18 protein-coding genes are annotated in these 20779 nt (G+C 45.0%); 10 read left to right on the forward strand and 8 right to left on the reverse strand.

Annotation, left to right across the window (positions count from 1 at the left end; all coding sequences use genetic code 11):
• Positions 1 to 29: 29 nt before the first annotated feature.
• From ACO05V_RS05085 to ACO05V_RS05105, 5 genes are all read left to right on the forward strand, one after another.
• A complete protein-coding gene (locus ACO05V_RS05085) occupies positions 30 to 872 on the forward strand; it encodes an alpha/beta fold hydrolase (protein ID WP_421848157.1) in 843 nt (280 codons plus the stop codon).
• 12 nt (positions 873 to 884) lie between these two features.
• Complete coding sequence (locus tag ACO05V_RS05090; RefSeq protein ID WP_421848159.1) at positions 885 to 2498, forward strand: bifunctional 3-(3-hydroxy-phenyl)propionate/3-hydroxycinnamic acid hydroxylase; 1614 nt, start codon at positions 885 to 887, stop codon at positions 2496 to 2498.
• 17 nt (positions 2499 to 2515) lie between these two features.
• Positions 2516 to 3277: a 2-keto-4-pentenoate hydratase gene (locus ACO05V_RS05095; RefSeq protein ID WP_421848161.1), complete on the forward strand. Its 762-nt coding sequence runs from the start codon at positions 2516 to 2518 to the stop codon at positions 3275 to 3277.
• Between the two features lie 48 nt (positions 3278 to 3325).
• Positions 3326 to 3724: a carboxymuconolactone decarboxylase family protein gene (locus ACO05V_RS05100; protein WP_421848163.1), complete on the forward strand. Its 399-nt coding sequence runs from the start codon at positions 3326 to 3328 to the stop codon at positions 3722 to 3724.
• A gap of 107 nt (positions 3725 to 3831) precedes the next feature.
• A complete protein-coding gene (locus ACO05V_RS05105) occupies positions 3832 to 5262 on the forward strand; it encodes an aldehyde dehydrogenase family protein (RefSeq protein WP_421848165.1) in 1431 nt (476 codons plus the stop codon).
• A 157-nt stretch (positions 5263 to 5419) separates the two neighbouring features.
• Here ACO05V_RS05105 and ACO05V_RS05110 read toward each other — a convergent pair whose 3' ends face one another.
• From ACO05V_RS05110 to ACO05V_RS05125, 4 genes are all read right to left on the reverse strand, one after another.
• On the reverse strand, positions 5420 to 6724 hold the full coding sequence (locus ACO05V_RS05110) for a hypothetical protein (RefSeq protein ID WP_421848167.1): 1305 nt from the start codon (positions 6722 to 6724) through the stop codon (positions 5420 to 5422).
• Positions 6725 to 7128: 404 nt separating this feature from the next.
• Positions 7129 to 8535 (reverse strand): ethanolamine permease, encoded by a 1407-nt coding sequence (gene eat, locus ACO05V_RS05115; protein ID WP_421848169.1) that lies wholly within the window; start codon positions 8533 to 8535, stop codon positions 7129 to 7131.
• 75 nt (positions 8536 to 8610) lie between these two features.
• Entirely contained in the window at positions 8611 to 9513 is a 903-nt protein-coding gene (gene eutC / locus ACO05V_RS05120) for an ethanolamine ammonia-lyase subunit EutC (protein ID WP_421848171.1), read from the reverse strand.
• Positions 9510 to 10931 (reverse strand): ethanolamine ammonia-lyase subunit EutB, encoded by a 1422-nt coding sequence (locus ACO05V_RS05125; protein WP_421848173.1) that lies wholly within the window; start codon positions 10929 to 10931, stop codon positions 9510 to 9512. Before ACO05V_RS05125 ends, eutC begins: the two co-directional genes overlap by 4 nt.
• 227 nt (positions 10932 to 11158) lie before the next feature.
• Between ACO05V_RS05125 and ACO05V_RS05130 the strand changes: the two genes are divergently transcribed.
• Positions 11159 to 12133, forward strand: a complete 975-nt coding sequence (locus ACO05V_RS05130) for a helix-turn-helix domain-containing protein (protein WP_421848175.1) — start codon at positions 11159 to 11161, stop codon at positions 12131 to 12133.
• A 37-nt stretch (positions 12134 to 12170) separates the two neighbouring features.
• On the opposite strand, the gene ACO05V_RS05135 is transcribed toward ACO05V_RS05130, so the two are convergent.
• From ACO05V_RS05135 to ACO05V_RS05145, 3 genes are read right to left on the reverse strand one after another with little or no spacing between them, the layout of a single operon-like run.
• A complete protein-coding gene (locus ACO05V_RS05135; RefSeq protein ID WP_421848177.1) occupies positions 12171 to 12863 on the reverse strand; it encodes a response regulator transcription factor in 693 nt (230 codons plus the stop codon).
• Positions 12864 to 12875: 12 nt separating this feature from the next.
• Positions 12876 to 14270 carry a 7TM diverse intracellular signaling domain-containing protein gene (locus ACO05V_RS05140; protein WP_421856876.1) on the reverse strand — a complete coding sequence of 465 codons (1395 nt, stop codon included), beginning with the start codon at positions 14268 to 14270 and terminating at the stop codon, positions 12876 to 12878.
• 18 nt (positions 14271 to 14288) lie between these two features.
• Positions 14289 to 14810 carry a 7TMR-DISMED2 domain-containing protein gene (locus ACO05V_RS05145; RefSeq protein WP_421848179.1) on the reverse strand — a complete coding sequence of 174 codons (522 nt, stop codon included), beginning with the start codon at positions 14808 to 14810 and terminating at the stop codon, positions 14289 to 14291.
• A gap of 425 nt (positions 14811 to 15235) precedes the next feature.
• Here ACO05V_RS05145 and ACO05V_RS05150 point away from each other — a divergent pair, with 425 nt between their 5' ends.
• The 4 genes from ACO05V_RS05150 (at position 15236) to ACO05V_RS05165 (ending at position 19738) form a co-directional block, all read left to right on the forward strand.
• Complete coding sequence (locus tag ACO05V_RS05150; protein ID WP_421848181.1) at positions 15236 to 15685, forward strand: ESPR domain-containing protein; 450 nt, start codon at positions 15236 to 15238, stop codon at positions 15683 to 15685.
• Positions 15686 to 15692: 7 nt separating this feature from the next.
• Entirely contained in the window at positions 15693 to 18182 is a 2490-nt protein-coding gene (locus ACO05V_RS05155; protein ID WP_421848183.1) for an autotransporter domain-containing protein, read from the forward strand.
• 136 nt (positions 18183 to 18318) lie between these two features.
• Positions 18319 to 19137: an alpha/beta hydrolase gene (locus ACO05V_RS05160; protein ID WP_421848185.1), complete on the forward strand. Its 819-nt coding sequence runs from the start codon at positions 18319 to 18321 to the stop codon at positions 19135 to 19137.
• A gap of 97 nt (positions 19138 to 19234) precedes the next feature.
• Entirely contained in the window at positions 19235 to 19738 is a 504-nt protein-coding gene (locus ACO05V_RS05165) for a GNAT family N-acetyltransferase (protein WP_421848187.1), read from the forward strand.
• Between the two features lie 16 nt (positions 19739 to 19754).
• Here the strand turns inward: ACO05V_RS05165 and ACO05V_RS05170 are convergent, their stop codons facing one another.
• Entirely contained in the window at positions 19755 to 20681 is a 927-nt protein-coding gene (locus ACO05V_RS05170) for a DMT family transporter (protein WP_421848189.1), read from the reverse strand.
• Positions 20682 to 20779: the final 98 nt, after the last annotated feature.

Genomic DNA, 20779 nt, shown 5'->3' on the forward strand with positions numbered 1-20779 from the left:
AGCGGCCATTTTGTATAGAGGTAAGAGCCATGACAATGTCGAGTAGCAGCCATTTTTTTACCAGTGATGGGCTTAATTTACATTACCTCAAATGGGGTAATGGCAAGGTGCCTGTGGTCATGCTTCATGGACTACGCGGCTTTGCACAAACCTGGCAAGACTTGGTGGATGCATTGGGGAATGAGTTTACCTTTTATGCATTGGATCAGCGTGGCCGTGGTGAGAGTGATTGGGGACCGACTAAGGATTATAACACCGACTCTTATGTTAAGGATTTAACGCGTTTTGTTGATCATTTAGAGTTGGATCGTTTTGTCTTAATTGGTCACTCATTAGGTGGTCAGAATGCCGTCGAGTTTATTCGTCAATATCCGCAGCGTGTCATTGCTATGGTGATCGAAGACATTGGCCCTGGCTCCTCCAAACAAGGTGAAGGGGCAGAGCGTATTCGCCGAGAAATGCGTAATACGCCCTTAAGCTTTGATTCTTGGCAAGATGCCAAAGCCTTTTGGACAAGCTCCCGTCCGAACTTAACCGAACAAGCCTTACAAGCACGTTTGAATTATTCGTTCCGTGAAGTGGACGGTAACGTGGTGTGGAAACATGATCAACAAGGTATTGGTGAAGCGAGATTGACCATTGAACCTATCGATTTATGGCCGGCGTTTCATGCCATTCGCTGTCCTACGCTATTGGTAAAAGGTGGCAATTCTGACTTTTTATCCAGCCAAACTGTTAACGATATTATGGCATCCAGTGATGTTGTTCAGGCCGTTCAAATAGAGGGTGCTAGTCACTATGTTCATGACGATCAACCTGAAAAATTCAATGAAGCGGTTGTCCATTTCATGAAAACGGTTCTTACAGATTAGAGGTCTTTACTGATGAAAACAAAAAAAACAGATGTGGTGATTGTTGGCGGTGGACCGAATGGTGTGACACTCGCCAATTATATGGGGTTATATAATATCAATACGGTATTGATTGAAGCATCAGCAGAGATTCTACCTTATCCAAGAGCGGTGGGGATGGACGATGAAGCCTTGCGTGTTTTACAAGGTGTGGGTCTTGCAGACACGGCCGTGAAAGACATGATCGCTAACGTACCGCTGCGCTATTACAACGCTCGCGGTGTGTGCTTTGCGGAAGTAAAACCCAAAGCAGCACAATACGGCTGGCCAATGCGCAACATGTTTATGCAACAGCTGTTAGAAGTGACCCTGCGTGATGGTTTGAAACGTTTTGATTCGGTGGATTTATGCTTGGGTCATTCGATGACCAGTATCAAGGAAGAGAACGACAAAGTATTACTGAAAGTCACCGATCCATCTGGTGAAGAATATTGCCTAGAAGCAGATTACGTTATTGCCGCCGATGGTGGTCGTTCAGAAATTCGTAAGCAGCTAGAGGTCGGGTTTACTGGCTTGACTCACCCAGCGAAATGGGTGGTCGTAGACGCGGCCAACGATACACTTGATGCGCCTTTTACCGCATTGCATGGTGATCCGGTTCGGCCTTTTGTGTGTATCTATTTGCCTTATCAACATCGCCGTTGGGAATTCATGTTGTTCCCTCATGAGAAAGAAGAAGACATTTGCCAAGAAGACGTAATTCGCGGTCTGATTCGTCGCCATATTGGTGATAAGGTCGATGAGCTTGATATCGTTCGTATTCGCGCCTATACCCATAATTCCCGAGTCGCCGATACCTTTGTGAAAGGTCGAGTTTTATTGTGCGGTGACGCTGCCCATATTACGCCGCCTTGGGCAGGCCAAGGTCTTAACTCCGGTATTCGCGATGTGGTGAACATCGGTTGGAAAGTCGCGGCGGTTGTTAAAGGATTGGCATCGCCGAGTATTTTACAAAGCTATGATGATGAGCGCCGTGGCCATGCGACTGACTTGGTCGGGTTGGCCGATAACATGGGCGCGATTCTAGGAATGACGAATCCTATTATGGCAGGTATTCGTGACTGGATGTTCAAAGCAACAGATTCTGTCGACAGCCTGCGCGAGCATTTAGTTGAGTTCAAATTCAAACCAAAAGCCCACATTGTTAAAGGTATCGTTTATCACGAAAGTGAAGAAGTCTATGAAGACAGTCTGGTGGGAAAACTTTTCATTCAGCCTAACGTCGAAACGGCCGAAGGCAAGAAAGAGAAACTGGATACCGTTCTGGGCGACTGGTTCTCTATCGTTGGTTACCGCATTAATCCAACCGACTACATGTCGGACGAAAATAAAGCTTTTTGGAACAAGATGCAGACCCAATATGTGCAAGCTAATCCCTCCCGCAGTGGCTTTAGCCATGATGAGCGTTTAACCGCATCCGGTTGTATTAGTGTCGAAGATTTGGAGAACAACTTAGCCGATTGGTTTAGTCAAGCACGGGATAAAATCGTGATCATTCGTCCAGATCGTTTTGTCGCAGCATTGACATCGTCTAGACGCCTAAACGAAGTTTTGGATGAATTACGAGCAAAACTCACTGCGAAATAGCGAATTAGGAGATGGCGGTGTTAGAAGACAAATTTGCCAAACTACTGAAGGGGGCACGTAGCGAATGTGTTGCTGTCTCTCTGATGGAAGAGCTATCGGAACAAAACCTTGAATTTAGTTATCAGGTTCAAAAAGCCATCATGGCCTTGAATCAGCAAGAGGGTAACGGGCTAACGGGTTGGAAAGTGGCCTTTTCTAGCCAGGCCGCTTTAGACCGTTTCTCACTACAAGAACCGATTTATGCCCCTTTGTTTGCAGCTAATATATTGACGGGTGAATTAACTCAAGATCAGGCCATTGCGCCTAAAATTGAGTCCGAAATTATGTTTGTTTTAGGCAAAAGTTTAGTAGGCAGTGATGTGTCTGATGAAGAAATATTGGCTGCCATTGAATGGATGGCGCCGGCGATTGAGGTAGCCGATTGTCGCCTTCATGGATGGAAATTCGACATCAATCATTTTGTGGCAGATAACGCGGCGGCGGGTTTTTATCAGGTTGGTGAGCTGGTGTCATTTGATAGCAAGGCGTTCGATGAGTCTGATTTTTCATGTCAGTTAGACATGGGCGACACAAGTGAACTAGGCTCTCTAACGAATGTCTTGGGTGGGCCGCTTGGTTCAGTCATGCGTATGATCCGCAATATATTGGTCATTTTTGGTGAAGTGAAAGCAGGGCAGCAGTTCTTGAGCGGTTCTTTGACCAAGCCTGTTGATATGGTTGCTGGTCATACTTATCGTCTTCACCTACTCGGTCAGACGGTAGAGCTTCGCTATAGATAATAGTAAGTAAATATATAAGTAACACATAAGAAACTTATAGGTAACGTTATGGCAGATAAGTTTGATAAAGGCCTTGTCACTCGTAAAGCTGTGTTAGGCAGTGAGTATGTGGATAACTCTATTCACAATGTGACTAATTTTACCCGCCCGCTTCAGCAGTTAGTGACAGAATATTGCTGGGGAGATGTTTGGCAGCGAGAAGGATTAGAAAAGCGTGAACGCAGCCTGATTAATTTGGCGATGATCTCCGCGCTTAATCGTCCTCATGAATTAGCCTTGCATGTTCGTGGTGCCGTGAACAATGGTGTTACTGTTGTAGAAATTCGCGAAGTCTTATTGCAAGTGGCGATTTACTGCGGTGTGCCTGCCTCGATCGATGCTTTTCGAACGGCGGGTGCCGTATTAAAAGAAATGGGCCTAGATTTAGATGCACCAGACCTAGCTTAATGATGTGACTTTTTAATAACGTGACGTCCAAATAATGGTAATAGAACGCATGGTTTTCATGCGTTTTTCCCTTCTTGTCATCAATAATATAAAAAGAGATCGAGACCATGCTTAAATCCAGTTATCCATTTTATTTGGCTAATGAAGCCGTTTATGCCAACACGGATTTGTCGGTTCACAATAAATATACCAATGAAGTCGCGACTAAGGTGGCCATTGCCAGTGCTGCTGATATTGATACAGCCATTGCCGCCACCGATGGGGCAAAAGCCGCGATGAAAGCCATGCCAGCGTATCAACGCCAAGCGATTTTGCAGCATTGTATTACACGTTTTAAAGAACGCTTTGAAGAGCTGGCCTATGCGCTTTGTATTGAAGCGGGTAAGCCAATCAAAGATTCTCGCGGTGAAGTTACGCGACTCATTGATACGTTCCAAATTGCCGCAGAAGAAGCAACGCGCATTTATGGTGAAGTGATGCCAATGGACATTTCTGCTCGTGCGGCAGATTATCAAGGCATGTGGAAACGCGTTCCAATTGGTCCATGCTCGTTTATTTCACCGTTTAATTTTCCGCTGAACTTAGCCGCCCATAAAATTGCCCCAGCCATTGCCGCTGGTTGTCCTTTTATTCTAAAACCAGCCAGCTTGACGCCAGTGAGCGCGTTGATTGTTGGTGAGATTCTAGCGGAAACTGACTTGCCAAAAGGCGCGTTTTCGATTCTTCCTTGTCATCGTGATGGTGCCGATTTATTCACCACGGATGAGCGTTTGAAATTGCTAAGCTTCACTGGCTCACCAGATGTCGGCTGGGCCTTAAAAGCCAAAGCGGGTAAGAAACCTGTTGTGCTTGAGCTGGGTGGTAACGCGGCGTGTATCGTCGACGAAGGGACAGACCTTGATGATGCCGTGCAGCGTATTGTGTTTGGTGCGTATTACCAATCGGGCCAAAGTTGTATCAGTGTGCAGCGCATTATCGTGCACGAGTCGCTTTATGACGATGTTAAGCAGCGCCTTACTAAAGCCGTTAATGCCTTGGTATCGGGTGATCCATTGGATGAAAATACCTTTATTGGTCCGATGATCAGCGAACAAGAAGCCTTACGTTTGCATACTTGGATAGAAGACGCCGTCGCTGGTGGCGCAACGGTGTTAGCTGGCGGTAAGCGAGATGGCGCCATGCTGGACGCTACCTTGATGGAAAACGTGGATCCTTCTATGTCTGTATCTTGTCAGGAAGTGTTTGGTCCTGTCGCTGTTTTATCTTCTTTCAGTGATTTTGACACTGCGTTAGAAGAGGTAAACAACTCAGTGTTTGGTCTACAAGCGGGTATTTTCACTAAAGACATCTATAAAGCCTATAAAGCATGGGACGTGCTAGAAGTCGGTGGTGTTGTGATTGGCGATGTGCCTTCGTGGCGTGTTGACCATATGCCCTATGGTGGCGTAAAAGACAGTGGTTTGGGCCGTGAAGGGGTGCGCTTTGCAATAGAAGACATGACGGAAATGAAACTGATGGTACTGCGTACTCCCAAGTAAAGTGCAGGATTAAAAGACAAAACGAAAAGGCGCTTAAAATAAGGCGTCTTTTTTTTTTGAAAAATATTTTGTGCGAACAATATTTTTGGCAAAAAAAACGGCGACCTGAGGGGAGCAGGCCGCCGATTTTCAACGCTTTAACCTCTTTTGAAAGGGATTAGAAAGGCATGATAGCGATGATTTGTGAGTACATGTTTGTATCACTATTTCCTTGATTGCTCGTGCTGGCCTTAGGTGTATAGAAACCAACTAAAGGAGATACAATTAGGTGGTCGTTTATTACCCATTCAGCCCATATATCTAGTTCTTTAGCATCATTTTTGCCTGTACCATTTTTAGTGTTTGATATATCAACATAAACGGCACCAACACTTAGCATTTCAGTAGGGTTTGCCTTGATGTTAATGGAGTGAATATCTGAATCAATATTGTTTCCTGAAGTCCCTGCGTAGTTTGCCGCTACTTCACCTTGGAACCAGGTTCCGTAACCACGACTGAAACCATAGAATAATGGGTCATAGCCATTTTCATAACGAGTAAATCGATAGTTCACACTTGGAGACCAAGCCGTATCAGCAAATGTCCAACCTGCTTCTGCATACCAAGCATTGGCATCTTTAGAGTTGTCGCCTTGGGTCTGCTTCACATATTCAGATGATAGGAATAAATTCTCAACGCCAGCATTGCCTTGATAGCGTAAGCTCATGGTTTTCTGACCATCGCGCTTATCTAACCCGAAGAAGCTTGATTCTTTCTTATCAACGCTTAGACCTTGGTTGTATAGAAAGCCAACAACACCATATTGGTTGATATTCTCAATATTGATCCCTGCCATTTCTGTACTGGCTTGTCCGGCGTTATCAGATTGCAACCAATAAACATCAGAGCGCCAGCCTTCATCGCCACCTATGCGAAGAATGGCCGTATTGCCAAATGCTTTGCGTGGCGCGATCCAGATTCCGCCACCTCGATTGGGGGTTATTTCAGTCGCAACTGAATCTAAGGCACTACCTAGGTTTAAAGCATCGCCGTTGAGGATAAAACCATCTCCGACTTTGAATGGTTGGCGGCCAATCGACACCTCAAACTGATCTGCCCGATAGCCTACAAACAAATCTTCAATGTCTGTTTTTCTTTCATCGCTTGTTGTGGCGCCACCCGCATCGCCATCGCCCCAGGTACCGCCTGAAAGCGCGCTAACAGAACCAAATAGCTCACCGTTAGCTAGCTTTTTATCACCTGATAGGCCGTATTTTATATAGCCCTCCTGCCAAGAAGGTGAGCCGTCGCTACTGTCATATCTTTCTTGACTGTGGAAGATGCCAGCAGCAGCCTCTCCACTAAAAGTTAAATGACTAGTTTCGTTATCAACTATTGAATAAGCATGACCTAGTAGCGGTGTACCAACTAAGGCTGCATAGATGCAAACACTTAACTTACTTTTCTTAAATGACATATTCATACGTTATTTCCCTTTGTGACACTGTTGTTTTTTTTATACATATGCAAAGCACATTAAGAAAATAGTAAAAATTAATATTAATTACAACAAATTATCACAATTTGATAATAAATATATCTTTAAGGCTTTTTTAGAGTTTATTTTTTTAATTTTATTAATTTCTGTTCTTTTGGTTAGGTTTTCATGTATTGATAATCACATTGAAAAGATAATGACGTCTGCAGCGATAGTTGCTGTGTATTCACACCTGTTTTGAGGTAGAAGAAGTTATCTTGGATAGGGGGACGGTAGGCATTATGTCAATGATCATGAACTTGCTTTCAATAAAAAAAGCCCCGCATTTTTCAATGCAGGGCTGTTGCTTTTAGGTTTCTTGTGTTTAGAGCTCAGCTCCTGGTATTGAATTACGCCGAGGTAGCAAGGTCTGCTTCTGCAGCGGCCAGCATGTCGAATTCTTCTTCAGGCGTTTTCGCCACAAGGCGGTTTTTGCTGTACAAGAAGTAATAAGCTGCGCCAATTACAAACAAGACCAAGGTATAGAAAAAGGCGCGAGGGTCGTAAGCATAAACACCAGTCATAGCGAGTAGCGACAACACAAAAGCAATAGATGATGTGAAGATGCCGCCCGGTGTTTTGTATGGACGATTCATCTCTGGTTGCTTAATACGAAGCATAATGTGACTTAGCGACATTAACGCATAAGACACGGTTGCGCCCACTACTGCCATGGTTAGCATCAGGTCGCCTTCCCCTGTTAGAGAAGCAAAGAAGCCCAAAACACCGGGAACAATCAATGCCAAGGTTGGTACTTTGCGCTTACTGGTAATAGACAGACCTTTTGGTAAATAGCCCGCACGAGACAAGGCAAACACCAAGCGACTGTAACCGTAAATAATGGAGAAGAAAGAGGCGATTAATCCTGCCAAGCCTAATACGTTAACCGCTGTCGCCAAAGAGCCATGACCCGCCACATTCAATGCGTCTACAAGTGGCACAGCACTTTTCCCCATGACCTCTGCGCCCGTGACACCAGCCAATATGAAAACCATCAATACCGCGGTGAATAAGAGGAAGATCATCGCCGCGATGATGCCTTTAGGCACATCCTTAGCTGGGTCTTTTGCTTCTTCCGCCGCTAGAGGAACACCTTCCACCGCCAAGAACAACCACATTCCAAACGGCAATGCGGCCCAAACGCCATACCAACCCATCGGCATAAATTCAGACGCGCCAGCGGCATCTGTCACCGCAATATCAAACAAACGGCTGCTATCAAAATCGCCAATTAGCGCGAAAGCGGTGGCTAAAATGGCAATGACCGCCAAGGCGCTGATGACCATCATTACTTTTAGCGCTTCACCGGCACCAGCCAAATGAATGCCGATGAAAATAATATAAAACGCGGCATAGACCCAAGGTCCATTAAAGCCCAACAGAGCTTCTACCGCAGAACCGATAAATATCACAATGGCTGCCGGTGCCAAAGCGTACTCAATTAATACCGCTAAGCCGGTTAAATAACCGCCCGTTGGTCCCATTGCTTGGCGAGCAAAACTATAGCCGCCGCCAGATGCAGGAATCGCCGAAGACATTTCTGCCAAGGATAAAACCAGCGTGAAATACATGACCGCCATCAGCGCGGCCGCAATAGCAAAGCCACCCCAGCCCGCTTCGGCAATACCAAAGTTCCAGCCTGCGAAATCACCAGATATAACATAAGACACGCCCAAACCGGCTAGCAGAACCCAGCCAGCGGAGCCTCTTTTCAGCTGGCGTTTCGCCAGATACTCCTTACTCATTTGATCACTCATTGTTGTTCCTTTTGTGCTCTAATTAATTGGTTTGATTGTCATTTTTTGCCCGATGGGCTTATGTATTACTTTTCCTTAAGAGATGAAGAAGTTCTTCGACTCCTTAGATGTGTCCATGATTAAGTCATCGTCTGATCTGTCTTTGAGTTTTACCCCAGACAGTTTCAGGGTTCGTGCTTCGTTCAATAAATAAAAGGCTTTGCGTGCCGCTTCTTGGTAAACCAAGCCAGCCGGGCGAACGTTGGAAATGCAGTTGCGATAGGCATCGGTCAAGCCGACTTTGCCACCCCAAGTGAGATACAAACCTAAGCTATCGGGCGAGCTCAACCCCGGGCGTTCACCGACTAATACCAAAACGCATTTAGCGTTTAAACGTTGGCAAACATCGTCGCCAATCGCCACGCGGCCTTGCTCGACAAAACAAATAGGTGCGAGGTTCCAGCCGTTGATATGGCTAGAAAGTGCTTGTAAAAACGGTAAAGTATTTTGTTCAACTGCCAGAGAAGACAAACCATCTACCACGACAATCGCAAGGTCATAACTTTGTGATGTGGAAGCTCGATGCTCGTCTAGTTTGTCGGCAGATTCTTCATCTAACCTGCGGCCATAATCTGGTCGCTGTAAATAGGTGGCGCGGTCCGTCGCGCGACTGTGCAACATTAGGGGGGCACAGTTTTTCGTCCAATCTTTCGCCCAGTCCTGCTCCATGAGTGCCTTTGACAAGGCGTTGCTATCGAGCTGCGTGTGAACCGCATCGATGGCCTGAGCATGGGCAAGCTGAAAGGCTAATAAATGTTTGGTTGGGACGCTGATACCAGAACGGCCCAAACCCACTCGCGCATCGGTAAAGGCATTGAGTTTGCTCCATGCGTTCTCGGTGACTGCTTCTTCTTTTTTAGTGACAACAGACGCATGTGGATGGGTCGGGAAAGACTTATTAGGTTTAGGTCTGTCGGATTTAGGGATGTCTTGGCTCATGAGCGACCTCCAATCATACGATTGAGTGACTTATGGAACGCATCGGGTAGCTGGTGGTTGAGGATGAATTGCTCGTTGTTTTTGAAGATTTCCATCTTCGCGAGCCAAGCATCAAACTCCGGCGCAGGTTTTAAGCCCAGTACTCGACGAGCGTATAAAGCATCATGAAAAGATGTTGTCTGGTAGTTCAGCATGATGTCGTCGGAGCCGGGGATGCCCATAACAAAAGTGCAGCCAGAGACACCTAAAAGTGTCAGTAAATTATCCATGTCATTTTGATCAGCTTCGGCGTGATTGGTGTAACACACGTCACAACCCATAGGTAAACCAAGTAACTTACCGCAGAAGTGATCTTCCAGACCCGCTCGGGTGATTTCTTTGCCATCGTATAAATATTCTGGGCCGATAAAACCAACCACTGTGTTAACCAACAATGGATTGAATTTACGTGCCACCGCATAAGCGCGAGCTTCGCAGGTTTGCTGATCCAAACCATGATTGGCATTGGCTGATAAAGCACTGCCTTGGCCTGTTTCGAAATACATGACGTTGTTGCCAACCGTGCCGCGATTCAACGACAAGGCCGCATCTTGAGCTTCCGCCAGATTGGCGAGATTAAAACCAAAGCTGTCGTTTGTCGCTTGAGTGCCGCCGATAGATTGAAAAACCAAATCTACTGGCGCACCTTGTTCAATGCATTCAATGGTATTGGTGACATGAGTGAGAACGCAGGATTGAGTCGGGATTTCATAATGCTGGATGACTTCGTCCATCATCTTGATCAAGCGTGTGGCTTGCTGCACGTTGTCGGTAGCAGGGTTGATGCCAATAACAGCATCACCACAAGCATAAAGCAGGCCGTCTAACATGCTGGCCGCGATGCCGGTTAAATCATCGGTTGGGTGATTGGGTTGTAAGCGGGTCGACAAGTGTCCTGGTAAGCCAATGGTGTTACGAAACGCGGTTTTGACATGGCACTTTTTCGCGACCAAGATCAAATCCTGATTGCGCATAATTTTACTGACCGCCGCCGCCATTTCTGGCGTCACACCGGGGCGAATTTGAATAAGAATATCGCTGGTGGCAAGGTCGCTTAACAACCAATCACGAAAGCCCCCCACGGTCAGATGAGAAATGGCAGAAAAAGCGTTTTTGTCATGATCGTCTAATATTAGTCGGGTAATTTCATCTTCTTCATAGGGAACGAGGGCTTGTTCTAGGAAAAGGCTCAGTGGAACATCGGCAAGCGTCATTTGTGCGATGGCGCGTTCTTCGGCACTTTCGGCCGCAACGCCCGCTAAGCGATCACCCGAACGGGCTGGTGTGGCTTTCGCCATTAAATCGGCAAGATCGACAAAGCCGAAGGTGCGTTCGCCTACTGTGTTCTTAAACTGAAAAGTCGAATGTGTTGTACTCATAACCGTTTCTCGCGCTTTACTGAGAGGCTGTTGGTTCAAGAAAGCAAACTAGAAAAAGGTGTCAATTTTGCATGGCTTGAACATATATGACGTTAGTTAACATTACGGAAATCCATAAACCGACGTTATCGAATAATGGCAAAAGTATGAATGTCTATATATTTCAATGGGTTATTTTTTTATTAAATGAAAATTTAAGAAAAATCGATATATAGCGGGATGAAGAGATGTCGTTAAACCTCAAAAATGCACCAAAAGAGGGCTTTTCCCCTCGCATATCGAAAGTTAGATTGTCGGAAGCTCACGATGCCGATTTGCATGCGAGTAATTTGACCAACTGGCAACAAGAGTATGATCAAATCAGCCGTGGAAGTTTTTACGGCCGTATTGTCGAGCTGCCGTTTGATGGCTTGCAGGTTTTTTGTGAGCACACCAGTCAGGCCTTGCAGCAAAAATGCGTCGTTTGGCCAGATTCCGTTTGGCTGGGGATTCCTCTGGCCGATCAAGAAGAAAGCCGTATCAACGGTTTAACTATTAATCCAACCAACATTATGTGCCGACCGGGCGATTGCGATTTTCAGTTATCGACACCGCAAGATTATGATTTATATGGATTAGTGGTGGATCGGTCGACATTAATCAAAATGGCGACGATTCATGGCGTCGACTTGAATTGGAAAGAGCTCACCGAATATGGTCGCCTTGGCGTGCCAGATAAAACGCTTGAGGACGTGCGCTTTGTACTCGCGCGTTTGCTCTCGGTGCAAAACAAAACAACACCGCCACGCTTGCAGCAAGACATTGTCATGATGGCGTTGTTGGAAGTGCTTAAAGTGGAAACTCCACAGCCTGCCAAAACGCAAAGCTATTACCATCGTAAAAAAGTTGTCGATTGTGTGCGTCAGTTCTTACACAATCACCTTGATGAGCCGGTGACCGTGACGCAATTGTGTGAAGTCACCAACGTCAGTCGGCGTACCTTGCAATACAGCTTTGAAAGCATTCTCGGCGTCAGCCCGATTCAATACCTGCGTATCAGCCGACTAAACGGCGTTCGTCGTTCACTAGTTCAAGCCCAACATGGACAAGCCGTCAGCGATATCGCCGCGCAATGGGGATTTTGGCACCTGAGCCAGTTTTCAAAAGACTACAAGCAATTGTTTGGTGAACAGCCTTCGCAAACACTAGAGTGGCGGGGCTGAGACTGAGAGCAAAGCCATCGCGATAGAAATAGAAATACTATTCTTCAATGCTTTCTATCTTAATCATTAATTGATAACCCTTGTTACGAAAGCTGCGGATTGGGTTGTCTTCGCCTGTTTTCAATTTATTGCGCAAGCGAGAAACGAGTGCTTCAGTGCGATTCTTTTCGTAAAAACTCATAGGCTCGTTTAGGGCTTCAGCAATTAGCTTATGGGATACAATGTCATTTGGGTTACTAAGGAGAACCTGTAAAATGATGTTTTCCTTTTCAGTAATATCTATCTCTTCTCCATTGGGCATTCTAATATTCTTCTGTGATGGAACGTACGCCAAGACGGGATTTCCAAGTTGACTTCGGTGTATGGCAGTTCGTCTTAATAAGGCGCGAATCATTGCAAGTAATTCGCGATAATCGAAAGGCTTAGTGAGGTAGGCATCTGCTCTATCAAGACCAGATAGTTTGTCATTTATCGTATTTCGAGAGGTGACAAAAATGATCAAAATATCATGTGTTTCTGGTGTGTTTTTTAGTTTATTCGCAATTGATAAACCATCTTCTTCAGGTAAATTCCAATCCAATAAAACCAGATCCGGTTTTTGTTCACTCATTAACGCATAAAATTCCTCGGCAGAGCTTACCCCTTTTGCATCATATCCTTCGCTCTTTAGCCATAGAAGGCCATCACTTAATAAATATTCGTTGTCTTCAACAAAATAAATCCGAGCCATGCTTCGTCATTCCTAGTGAGTCTGAGTGGGTGGGATCCATACGGTAAAGGTAATGTTCCATATTGGTTCGTTACCGCGTACCTGACATTCAATCTGTCCTGAGTGCATCTCGACAATGGCTTTAACGAGATATAAACCTAAGCCAAAACCTTGAATATTTGGTACCTCTAGTTGGCGAAAATATTTTTTAAACCAGAGACATGTATCTGGCTTTATATTTGATTTGTATTCATTGCTTAGAGAAATTTGTACACCAGATATATTGTCCTTAGTAGCGTACTTCGCTTTAACTAAGATGCGCGAACCGGGTGTTTTATACTTGATCGCATTCGTCATAAGGTTGCTTAGTATTAAGTCTAAATGAGTTGGAGAAAATTCAAGTGTTAAATTCTGTGGCACCTTAATATCAAACAGTGTTTTTTCAAATGACAGTTGCCTGAGCACCCCTTCAATCCCATCAGCAATGTTCATAATAATAGGCCGTGTGGGAGACTGCTTCTCGGCATATTCAGCTTGTAAAACAGTATTGATCAAATTATTGAGCTCTGAAATAGAGTGTTTGAGGCGCGTATGACGTTCTACCACAACAGGGGGAATGTTTACCTTTTCAAGCGATAAAGTTTGAATGGCACTGTCCATCACGGCAAGAGGTGTTTTTAGTTCGTGAGTGACAAGATTCATAAAATTTGATTGATCAATACGTTGTTTTTTTTCTGCAGCAGCAAGAGACAGAGCAACGACAACGTCTTTTTCTGATTTTCTTCTTTTTTCTTCACTAGCTTTATGATGAATATATAAAGCTCTATAAATCAAAATGATAAATACAAATGATGCGATTTCAGGCATGTCAATTAGAATGGGGTAAGTAGGAATATTGCCAGTGGCAGACAAGACACTGGCAATATTTAAGATAAAAAATAGTAAATACCCAAAAAGCAAATCATAACTACCCGCTATGCCGGTTTTTATTCCCCTCCAGCAGATGTAAGTCAGGATGGGAGACAGCAAATAAATTAGCTGGAACATGTAGGGTGCAAACAATGAATATTTATCAAAGAATTGACTCATAAGCGTTATTAACGTTACGCCTAACGCTAGGTTAATGAGTCGGTTTAAACGTCGAAAATATTGTTTGGTTTTAAAAAAGTCCTTAAAGAACAAAATAAGCCCAATAAACATGAGACAAATACTAGAGGGGGCGATGCTATCTACTAGCAAAGGCCAATCAGGGAACATATATTGAGCAGCACCACCACTAATGGCCAGTCGGTGTAAAATGCAGCCACCGATATATAACGTACTTAGCACATAGGCTTTTTCCTTTTTTAGCCGAGTCATGGCAAAAGCATACAAACACAGAACGACCCACCCACCAATGGCTATGCCGGCAATAAAATTTTCTTTTATGCTTGCCGAAGCGAGAGCTTAGGGCGTGTCTAAAGTGAGGTTTAAAGAGGTTGAACTGCCTGTTTGTAAGCGTAGATAAAACGTATGCGGCTCTGTATTGCTAAGGGTGATGGGTATTGAAAAGGGCGTAAATAAAGACAGTGCTGCCCGTTGGCTCGCCGGCACTAAGTCACCGACTTCATCTTCAATGTAATCCCCATCCGGTGTTTTTGTGAACAGTTTTACACTGTCTAAATAAGAAGGTCTAACGCTTAGCAGCCAATTTTCAGTCGTCTCTTCGTCGCGCTGTAAGGTAAACCTAAACCAATGTATATCATTAGAAAATCCCGCTGAAAATGGCAAAGAAACAGATACGAAGGCTTGGTTTGGGTCTTGTACATTGTCCAGCGATAACTTGCCCGTTTTGTCACGTAAATATTCAACGTTGTGCCGTATCTGCAATGAGTGGGTTTCTTTACCAATTTCGATATTCTGGGAATACCCATTAAGCGAGCCCATTAGCATGCAGTATGTGAGTAACAATCGAAAAACAGTCAGCATGGGCCTTATTCGCGGATTAAAAAAGGGGTTTATCAGCTTTCATCCATTTCAGAATTATAACCACTATAAAATTAACGCTTTATCGACGCAGCTGACTTTATAACATGATAAAGGTTTTTGATCTCATCGGTCTAGAAAACTTGTCATTTGTCATGCTCAATTCTGAGTGATCACAAGCGGCGCTTTTTTCAAAGTGTGTGTCTCCATCGATTGGTTCAAAACGAACCTTATTTAACTGTACCAATGCCAAGTGCACAGAGAGGTATATTATCCTTCTTTTTTGCACTTTTACCTGGCTTTTTATCAGCTTTCGTCAGTTTCGGGCCTCTTCAAAGCAGTATCCTTGACGCATTTCTGACCGAGTGGTGGGTTTTATCGCGCTGTTGGTCCATTTTTGTACTTAATGCTTTGGAGTTAAAAAATCAATGAATCGTTCATTTCGTCTTGTTTGGAATACCACACTTGGCTTATGGGTTGTCGCTAGTGAAGCAGCGAAGGGTAAACATAAAACCCAATCCTCAAACAAAATACCTAAACTAAAGCCGAGCGTATTGGGAAGTTTGCTTATTGCTGGTATTGGGTTAATGCCCCTTTCAAACGCATTGGCTGCTGATATCACTTGGAGTGGAGGTGATGCCGCTTGGACTGATAATAAGTGGATAGTAAATGATGAGCTTCCTGAGCTTTATGAACCAAAAATAGATGATAATGTTAAGGTTAATATCGGCACAGCGAATGTAACAGGCAGTACTCAAGCTAGTAGTGGGTCTTTAACGCTTGGAGAGAATAGTGGCAATAATGGTAGCGTTAAGGTAATGGGAAGCGACGCTTCTTTAGAATCAAAAAAACAATATATTTGTTGGGTCCTCAGGTGAAGGCACCTTGACGATTGCAGCTGGGGCAAAGGTGACTTCTGGGAACATATTATTCATCGGAGCAAATGAAAATTCTGTAGGTACTGTTACCGTAACGGGAGCTAACTCTTCTCTAAAATCAACAACCAATATAAATGTTGGGCACACAGGCAAAGGCACCTTGACGATTGCAGATGGGGCAAAGGTGACTTCTAGTGCTTTCAATATCGGAAATAACCGTGATTCTGAGGCTACTGTTATCGTAAAAGGAAGTGGTTCTTCTTTAACATCAACAGAAGAAATGCGTGTTGGGGACAATGGCAAAGGTACCTTGACGATTTCTGATGGGGCAACGGCAACGGCATCTGCTACTGATTTTTTATATATTGCACGTTCTGACGGTTCTGAAGGTTCTGTTATCGTAACGGGAAGTGGCTCTTCTTTAAAATCAGGGCTAATATATGTTGGGAATCATGGCAAAGGCACCTTGACGATTTCTGCCGGGGCAAGAGTGGAGGCTCGAAGCTATAAGATCGGACTTGAGAGCGACTCTGAAGGTACTGTTACCGTAACGGGAAGAGGTTCTTCTTTAACAGCAACAAACGATATGCATATTGGGAGTGGGGGGAAAGGCGCCTTGACAATTTCTGACGGGGCAAAGGTGACTTCTAATGACGTTGTTGCTATCGGAGGACGTTTTGGTGGCTCTGAAGGGAGCGTTAATATTGGTGCGGCAGAAGGCCAAACGGCAACGGCTGCTGGTACTTTGGCTGCTGAGAAGGGTATCAAGTTTGGCAGTGGAACGGGTACTTTGGTGTTTAATCACACGAATACGGACTATGAGTTTACTCCCACAATTACTGGCGGAGCGAGTGACAAAAGCAATATCAACATTGTAAATGGCACCACTCGATTCACGGGGAATTTATCTGGTTACACAGGAAAGACCAATGTTAAGGGGGGGACGTTATCCATTGCTGATGGCGGTACTCTGGCGTTAGGCGGTGATTACAATCAGACCGGCGGTACTCTGAAAATAGGCGCCAGCAGCCTAAACAGCTTCGGTAAGTTAAAAGTGACCAAAACGGCGACGTTTGCAAAAAATTCCAAAATCAATGTGGATGTTACGAAGGCCAACACGTTAGCGGCGGGCAGCATGACGAAAGTCGTTGAAGCCGGTAAGTTGGAATCTGAGGGTTTTGTCGTAAAAGATAACTCGGCATTGTTTGATTTTTCGGCCGTTGTTGATGGTAACAATGTTAATTTAACCGTTGTACAAGGTACGGATGATTCTAGTAAAGATGATTCTAGTAAAGGTAAGTCTGCCTCTTCTGATAATAAAGTCACTTTACTGAAATCTGTACAAAACCAAAACTTCACTTCTAGTCTTGGTGCGGCCTCTGTCTTGGATAAATTTGTTCTAGGTGGTACAACGGGCACGGGTATGGACAAAGTAGTGGCGAGACTGGGTCAGATAAAAGCGGGTTCTAATGCTAATGCCGAGCTAAGCGAGGCAGTGGCGCAAACCTTGCCATTATTGTCTGGTTCTTCTTCAAAAGTGTCTTCTGGGGTGATGCAAGCCAATGGCAATGTGGTGGCGGCGCGTCAGTCTAGCACGGCCAATGTTTCCTCTGCGGGTCGTTCTGTAGAAACGGGTACCTCTTCTGGTGATGGGTTTATTTCAGACGGACACGCCTGGGTCAAACCTGTGGGCAGTTGGGCGAAACAAGACGCTCGTGGTGGCGTGAGTGGTTACGACGCCGAGACCTACGGCATTATTGGTGGTATGGATGGTGACATCAACGACACGACATCGGTTGGTTTTGCCTTGTCTTACATGAACACCAAAGCCGATGGCAAAGGCACGAACTCGACCAACAACGCGGACATCGATGCTTATCAAGTGATGTTCTATGGCCAACGTAATTTAGGTGAAAGTTTTCATAACCTAGACGTGACTTGGCAGGCGGGTGCTGGTGTTAACCAAACTGCTGGCACAAGAAATATCAACTTCATGAGCACCACGGCGAAATCTGACTACACCAGTTACACGGGGAATTTGAGTGCTGGCTTGGGTCGTACCTTTGCGATCAATGGCGATACAAAACTCACGCCCAGTGTGCGTGCCGATTACTCTTACATCAAAGACGAAAGCTACAAAGAAACGGGTGCAGATGCCCTGAACTTAAACGTGCGCAGCAACACAGCAGAAGCGTTTTTGATCTCGCTGAATGGGGGCTTGGATCAACGTATTAATGACAGCTTGTCCTGGGCAGCCAGTGCCGGAGTGGGTTATGACGTGATGAATGAAACCTCAACATTGACCGCGTCTTACACCGGCGGCGGTGCGTTCTTTACGACAGAAGGTTTGAAACTGTCGCCTTGGGTGGTCAGTGCGGGTGTTGGTGTGAACTACGCCTTGGATGACGCCACTGACATCACGGTTCGTTATGACCTAGAAGGGCGTACTGACTTCCTAAGCCAAACGGCAACCGCGAAATTTACTTGGGTGTTTTAATCTAGAGTCTAGTCTTTAAACGCTAAGGGTCTATGATAAAAGCCTCGCATCGTGATGATGTGGGGCTTTTTTGTTTAAAGGGGCTTTTACTGAAAAGATTTTTGGTTGAAGAGATTTTTTCTTGAGGAGGAATGGTATGAAAGAGTGGTCTTTTGGTGTGCTTGTGGTGATGGCATTCTTGCTGCAAGGTTGTGCGCGATTTTCCGTTGAGAGCCGAGTGGAAAATGCTGACGCAATGGCGGAGCAGGCGGGTTGGAAAAAACAGACATTACACACTGAGTATTTTTCCATTCGCAGTTATTCTCCTAATGCAGAAAAAAGCGTATCAAATGATCCATTAACGATTTATATCGAAGGTGATGGCTTGGCGTGGATTAGTCGTACTAAGCCTTCTTCTAACCCAACTCCGATTAACCCATTGGCCTTGACGCTCGCGATGAAAGATCAAGGCAATGTCGTATATTTAGGTCGTCCTTGTCAGTATGTTGAAGACAATAATTGTTCTAGAAAGTATTGGACGGTTGAACGTTTTGCTCCTGAAGTTGTGGCGTCAATGGATGAAGCTGTATCACTGTTAAAAGCAAAAATGCACGCAAATCAGCTCGTTTTAGTGGGCTATTCTGGCGGCGGTGCGGTGGCGGCTTTGGTGGCTGCAAGGCGTGATGATGTGGTTCGACTCGTTACTGTGGCCGGGAATTTAGATCCTCAAAAATGGACTCAGCAACTGAATGTTTCGCCTTTGATGGGCTCGCTTAATCCTGCCGACTATTGGGAAAAATTAGTGAATATTCCACAGCTTCATCTTGTGGGCGGAAATGATAGTTCGGTGCCATTATTTGTCGCGGAGTCTTATCAATCTCGTTTTTCTGATGGAAAGAAACCGCCAATAAAAACAGTGGCAGGTTTTGATCATCATTGTTGCTGGTCAACTCAATGGCCAGAACTGATGGAGTAAACGCTGTGCCGTCGCAAATTGTCTATTACAGCAATGTGAAGCGTGGTAAAAACAGAACATCGCTTCAGCCTTAGATAATTGCCATTGGGAGATAAAAATGAGCGTTCAAATTCGTCCTGCTGTCATTGATGATTTACCCGCATTAACCGATCTTTATAATCACTACATAGTGAACACGGCGACGACCTTTGATATAGAGCCGTACACGCTAGAAGGCCGAGCGGTTTGGTTCTCGCAATTTGCACTAACAGGTCGGCATCGTTTACTGGTGGCAGAACAAGATGGTGAGATTCTCGGCTACGCTTGCAGTGGGCAATTCAAGCCCAAACGCGCTTATGAAACGTCGGTGGAAGTCAGTATTTACCTAAAACCAAACACCAAAGGTCGAGGGTTGGGAACGGCCTTGTACCTTGAGCTGTTTGAGCAATTGGAAACAGAAGACGTGCATCGCGCCTACGCTGGCATTACCTTACCCAATGAAGCCTCACAAATTATCCATGAAAAATTCGGCTTTGAATCCGTCGGAGTCTACCTAGAAGTTGGCCGAAAATTTGGCCAATACTGGGATGTAGAATGGTTCGAGAAAGCCATTTCTATATAATTTATGCCCACTTAATTTACGTGCTACGAAATAAAAATTTGTTGCCTGTCTCTGCGATGAGCATGCCTAGCAATATGCAGGCGGCACCCATTAAGCCAATAATGCCCAGTGTTTCATTGAGGAATAGCGCTGCAGTGAGGCAGGCGAAAATGGGTTCCAGTGTGAAAATAAGCGCAACTTTGTAGTCTGGTAATATTTTCTGGCAAGCAGATTGTGCCCAGTAAGCGTAGGCTGTGCCAAGGATGCCAGCAATCAGAATGGCAGATAAAACAAGTGGTGACAGCAAGCTTTCCTGCCAGCTAAGCGGTGTATTTCCTGCAAGGTAAAAAGCAGGTTCCGATGAGATAAAAGCACTGATAGCACTGTAAATCCCTACCGCGAATAATTGCACTATGGTTAGCGGGATGACAGGTAAGGCACTGACAAACCGTCCTGTTAATAGCATGTGAACGGCAAATGCGAACGCGCAAATGAGTACCAGAGAGTCGCCTTTATTAAAGGCCAGCTTGTCTCCAACCGTAAGTAAGTACAAACCCACTGTAGCGAAGACAACACCAAGACAAACTGAGCGACTGACCTTCGTTCTAAACAGCAACAAACCGAGAACAGGCACCAAGGGCGAAGCGAGACCTGTTATAAATCCCGCATTCGAGACTGTGGTGAGTTTGAGTCCTTCAGTTTGCGTATAAAAAGCGATAAACAATAACAGCCCAAGAATCGAGCCTTTGAAGAGCAACGGGCGTATCAATACTTTTGGAATGCTTTCAGATGAGAGGATGAATAAAGGAATTAGGGTGATGCCTGCGAGTATAAAACGCAGTGCATTAAAAGTATTGACCGGAATGATCTCCATTGCTAAATCGATTAGCGTGAATTCTGAGCCCCACACAAAAGCGACAAAAATCAGCATAAACAGAGCTGTGCGATGGGATCGAATGATCATTTTATACCTCGTTCTAGTTATGGCGTCTTTCTGGCTCCACTCCACATAGAAACAATAGGCGGGCAAATATTGGTTGATTCAACCTGACACGGTAAAAG

It is taken from the genome of Marinomonas sp. (genome assembly GCF_965225885.1).
Lineage (GTDB): Bacteria > Pseudomonadota > Gammaproteobacteria > Pseudomonadales > Marinomonadaceae > Marinomonas.